Source organism: Mucilaginibacter sp. (assembly GCF_036383575.1).
In the GTDB taxonomy this organism is placed as follows: Bacteria; Bacteroidota; Bacteroidia; order Sphingobacteriales; family Sphingobacteriaceae; genus Mucilaginibacter.
In genome coordinates this window covers 1-5,313 of sequence record NZ_DASVOB010000720.1, presented here as the reverse complement: position 1 = coordinate 5,313, position 5,313 = coordinate 1, and the positions used below count along the sequence as shown (strand labels likewise).

7 protein-coding genes are annotated in these 5,313 nt (G+C 44.6%); all 7 read left to right on the top strand.

The genetic code is table 11. The features are described 5' to 3' along the window. On the top strand, positions 1-753 hold a 753-nt coding region (locus VF500_RS25845), incomplete at its 5' end, for a sensor histidine kinase (RefSeq protein ID WP_330862423.1). A gap of 11 nt (positions 754-764) precedes the next feature. Then, complete coding sequence (locus tag VF500_RS25840) at positions 765-1,460, top strand: LytTR family DNA-binding domain-containing protein (protein ID WP_330862422.1); 696 nt, start codon at positions 765-767, stop codon at positions 1,458-1,460. Positions 1,461-1,569: 109 nt separating this feature from the next. Beyond that, positions 1,570-1,947, top strand: a complete 378-nt coding sequence (locus tag VF500_RS25835) for a response regulator (protein ID WP_330862421.1) — start codon at positions 1,570-1,572, stop codon at positions 1,945-1,947. A 70-nt stretch (positions 1,948-2,017) separates the two neighbouring features. Beyond that, entirely contained in the window at positions 2,018-2,260 is a 243-nt protein-coding gene (locus VF500_RS25830; RefSeq protein WP_330862420.1) for a PqqD family protein, read from the top strand. Positions 2,261-2,265: 5 nt separating this feature from the next. Next, entirely contained in the window at positions 2,266-3,318 is a 1,053-nt protein-coding gene (locus VF500_RS25825; protein WP_330862419.1) for an ATP-grasp domain-containing protein, read from the top strand. 9 nt (positions 3,319-3,327) lie between these two features. Further along, positions 3,328-4,683, top strand: coding sequence for a hypothetical protein (locus VF500_RS25820; protein WP_330862418.1), 1,356 nt, complete (start codon positions 3,328-3,330; stop codon positions 4,681-4,683). After that, positions 4,680-5,313 (top strand): urea transporter (locus VF500_RS25815; protein WP_330862417.1); only part of this gene is annotated, 634 nt, incomplete at its 3' end. The genes VF500_RS25820 and VF500_RS25815, both read left to right, overlap by 4 nt.

Genomic DNA, 5,313 nt, shown 5'->3' with positions numbered 1-5,313 from the left:
CTGCGCATGCAGGACCCCAGCCTTAAGCCTACCAACCGCATCATTTTCATCCATCAGTCGGGCAATATTGATATGGTGGGCTTGTTCATTTTTATCATTGTAATGGGCTTAAGCGTTGCTATTGCCACCGTTCAGAAATGGCAGCTTACCGAGCAAATGGTTACCCGTGCCGAAGCTGAAAAAGCCCATGCCGAGCTTTCTTTCCTCAAAGCGCAGATCAATCCCCATTTCCTGTTCAATACGCTGAATAACATTTATGCGCTTTCGGTTACCAATAGCGAGCATACGTCTGAAAGTATCATGAAGCTCTCCAACATTATGCGTTATGTAACCGATGAGGTAACGGAGGATTTTGTTTTGCTTCAAAACGAGATTGATTGTATCAATGACTATATCGACCTGCAACGCCTTCGCCTTGGCAAAAAAACAGCGCTTGATTTTGAGGTTTCTGGCGAGATAGACAATCAAAAGATCCCACCCCTGATACTGATGACCTTTATCGAAAACGTTTTTAAATACGGCGTAAGCAAGCATCAGCCATCAGTTATCAATATTTGCTTACGGGTAAACGGCAACCGGATGCTGTTTATCTGTAAAAACACCATTTTCGAAAAACGCCCTGCTACTGAACGGAAAGGTATCGGCATTGCCAATAACCGCCAGCGCCTGCAACATATTTATCCTAACAAACACCGGCTCGACATTAACTCAACAGATGGCAATTTCATTGTCGAGCTGGAGATTAACGCTTAAAACTATTTATTATGCAATTGAAATGTGTAGCTATTGATGATGAGCCATTGGCCCTTCAGATAATTGAAAAATATGTAGCCGAATATCCCGCACTGACGCTCGTTAATACTTTTGAAGATGCCATATCGGGCGGGGAATACCTGAAAATGAACAAAGTTGATGTGCTGTTCATAGACATCAACATGCCCGATATTACCGGTATTGACCTGGTAAAATCATTGACCGATAAACCAATGATCATTTTCACCACTGCTTATAAAAACTATGCCTACGAAGGATATGAGCTGGAAGCTGTCGACTATCTGCTGAAACCCATCAATAACCTGCGCTTTGGTGCAGCAGTTCAAAAAGCAATTGGATATTACCAGTACAAGCATACCGATACCACAAATGAAGGCGATTTCTTATATGTGCATTCAGAATACAGGCTGATCAAGATCAACATCAAAGACATTGAGTACATTGAAAGCATGCAGGATTATATCAAGATCCATATGCTGGGTGTAGCCAAGCCTGTGCTTACGCTTATGCCATTGAAAAGCGCCATTGAAAAGTTGCCTGCTTCAAAATTCATCCGCATTCACCGCAGCTTTGTGGTAGCACGCGACCAGATCAGATCTATCCATAACCGTAAGGTAAAACTAACTGATGTAGAGCTTCCTGTGGGCACAAACTATACCGACTTTATTAAGGACTGGCATAAATAGAATAATCAATTCATCGGCACATTGAAGGCGTTGAGCGACACATTGTTTCGCAAGTACATAAATAGCCTCAACTTTATATTATTAAAAATTGACACTAATCCTTAAAGTCATGAAAACAGCAGGCAACAAAAAAACCATCTTAGTACTTGATAAAAACAGCAGGATGCTACCGGTAATTGATGACATTATGTATTATGGCGATTTTAATGTGCATTTAACTTATGATCCCAATGCTATATATGATAAAGCCAAGGTGATCAACCCGGATCTGATCATCCTGGATTACTTGCTGCTTGATGCTGATTGCGAGCTGGTGTGCAGGGATTTCAGGGATGACGAGCAGCTGCGCAATGTACCAATCATCGTTGTAACAGCTTTTAAAACAAAAAAATCACAGGCCGACTCCTATAAATGCGATGCCCTGTTTGTAAAACCGTTGGATATGGAAGTGCTTGCATCAAGAATTGAATACCTGATGGCGTCCTGAAGCCCGGTTTTGTAAACTGATATAAACCTGCTAAGTTTAGCTTTTATTAATCAAACAACCTGCAATATAAATGAAACTCAAGAGCAACATTGCCACCAGCGAAAACGGGTTCATCTTTAACCCCGCTACCGGCGATTCGTTTTCCGGCAATAACATGGCGGCGCAACTGCTTGAGGCCATGAAAAGCGGCAAAACCGACGCAGAGATCAGGCAGGAGATCCTTAACAGGTTTGATGTGAGCGAAAACCAATTTGACAGGGACTGGGATAACTGGATGCTGCAGCTAAAAGAAGCAAACCTGCTCGAAATTTAAGGACGATGGCCAACAAGTACGTTAATTTATGTATTGCCGTTACCGGGCTTAATGCCAATGACAATCCGGGCCCGGGCATGGCAGTGATCCGTTCTTTAAAAGAGTATTTCGGGGATGGTTTGCGTATAGTGGGGCTATCGTATGAATCGTTAGAACCGGGAATCTATTTGCGGGAGCAGGTAAATAAAACATACCAGATCCCCTATCCAACCGAAGGTACGGCGGTGTTGATTGAGCGCCTGGCATATATTAACCAGCGGGAAAACCTTGATCTCATTATCCCCAATTTTGATTCGGAGCTATTCAACTTCATCAAGATAGCTCCGCAATTAAAGCAAATGGGCATAGCAACCTACCTCCCAACACACCAGCAACTGGCTTTGAGGGATAAGGTACACCTGAAAGATTTCGGCACAAAGCATGGCTTTTATGTACCTGCCGATCATAAGCTTTATACTGCCGACGATTTAAAAAAAGCGGCCGATGAGTTCAATTTCCCCATGGTAATAAAAGGGAAATTTTATGAGGCCTATGTTGTTTATACGATGGACCAGGTGTTGAAAGCCTTTCATCAGTTGAATGCAGCCTGGGGCGTGCCGGTAATAGCCCAGCAATATATCAAAGGCAACGAGATCAATATCGCTGCCCTTGGCGATGGCAAAGGCAGCAACATTAGTTTGGTAGCCATGCGCAAACTTTATATTACCGATAAAGGCAAGGCCTGGGCAGGGGTTACCATTAAAGACGACAAGCTAACTCAACTGGCCAACAGCTTTGCCCATGCAACCAACTGGAAAGGCGGTTACGAAATGGAGATCATGAGCAACGCCGAAGGGCATTTATACATACTGGAAATTAACCCGCGGTTTCCGGCATGGGTTTACTTAACCGCCGCGGCAGGCCAAAACCAGCCGGCAGCATTGGCCAAAATGGCCATGGGCGAGGCTATTGAACCCTATACTGATTACCAGGCCGGCAAATTGTTTGTCAGGTATTCGTGGGACCATATTGCCGATATAGCCGATTTCCAAAAGATCTCGGCATTTGGCGAATTATAATTTATAACGATGGAAAAGCTGCCATACGAAAAACCATACTTAAAAAAACTACATGCCGGTGCCATGAATAAATTTGGCACGCGCACCGGTGTGCAGCCTGTTAAAAGCATCGATGGCGTTTCGGTTAAAAGTTTGATAGAAAATTACGGTTCACCGGTTTTTGTGCTGTCCGAAAAACAGATCCGCAAAAATTATCGGGCGGCATATCGTGCTTTCAGCACGCGGTACCCTAAAGTGCAGTTTGCATGGAGCTATAAAACCAATTACCTCAATGCCGTTTGCCGCATCTTTCACCAGGAAGGCAGCTGGGCCGAGGTTGTTTCGGGCTTTGAATATCGTAAAGCACTTGGCAATGGCGTACCGGGCAACAAGATCATTTTTAATGGCCCGGGCAAGTCATCCGCCGATCTGCAATTGGCTATTGATCATGATTCATTAATTCATATTGATCATTTCGATGAGCTTAGCCTGCTACTCAACTTAAGTAAAAACCTTGCCAACAAGCCACGTGTAGCCATCCGTGTAAATATGGATACCGGCGTTTACCCGCTTTGGGACCGCTTTGGTTTCAACTACGAAAATGGCGAGGCCTGGTCGGCAGTTACCAAGATCACCGGCTCAGGCAGTCTGCAATTGGTGGGCCTGCATTGCCATATCGGCACTTACATGCTCTCTACCGATGCTTATGGAATTGCTGCCAATAAATTAGCCGAACTGGCGGTGCGCTGCCAAACCCAGCTCAGCCATAAAATTGAATATCTTGACCTGGGCGGTGGTTTTCCATCAACCAATACATTGAAAGGCGCTTACCTGCCGGGAAACGACACCGTACCTACAGTTGATGATTTTGCGGAAGTGATAACTTCTGCCCTGCTCAATTTTGGTTTTAACAATGATGACCTGCCCCTGCTGATACTGGAAAGCGGCCGTGTTTTGATAGATGATGCCGGTTACCTGCTGGGCACTGTTATAGCCAATAAGCGTTTAGCCAACGGCAAAGGCGCTACTATTGTTGATTTTGGGGTGAATATCCTGTTTACATCTTTTTGGTATGAACACCAGGTAAGTCCCGCACAGGATTTTGTGGCTCATAACGAAAATATGGTGATTTACGGGCCGCTTTGCATGAATATAGATGTGATCAGGGAAAGTATCAACCTGCCTCAACTTAATCCCGGCGACCAGGTGGTAGTGCACAAGGTTGGGGCTTATAACATGACCCAATGGATGCAGTTCATTACTTTACGGCCTGCGGTTGTACTGATAGATGAGAAACTGCGCACGCATATCATCCGCCAAAACGAAACACTGGAATACACTGCCGAACCGGAGTTGATCCCCGCTCATTTAAATAACAGCAAGTGAAGCAAATTCCAGCAATTATAAAACCCCTTATCAATTCCTATTCGGTGCTGTTTTTTTCGCAAAACCGGGTATTGGGGATTATTTTGCTGCTGGTATCATTCTTCAACCCTGTATCCGGCTTTGCAGGCCTGGCTTGTGTTGTTTTTTCTTTGCTGATAACAAAGCTATTAAAACAGGATGGCGAGCATTACCGTGCCGGGATCTACAGTTTCAATAGTTTATTACTGGGGATAGCATTTGGTGCTTTTTTCCAGGTTAACCTCATGTTTGTGGGTTGGCTCCTGGTTGCCTGTAGTATGGTGGTACTTGCTACTATCATCATATCAAAACGAATGGAGAAACCGGGCCTGCCTATCCTGTCATTGCCGTTTATCCTTGTATTTTGGCTTGTACTGCTGGCATCTAACAGTATTTTCAACACCGGCATACTGCAAAAAAGCAGTTCCCTGCTCGAAGAAATTTACACCGGGCCGGGTAACCTCGCCGGGACCGAAGGCTATCTTGCCACAGCATTACCAAAACTGTTAAGCTTATTTTTCCGCTCGTTGAGCGCGGTTCTGTTTCAGCATAATATCATAGCGGGGATGCTTATTGCTGCGGGGATCCTGATTCATTCGCGTATAGCATTCA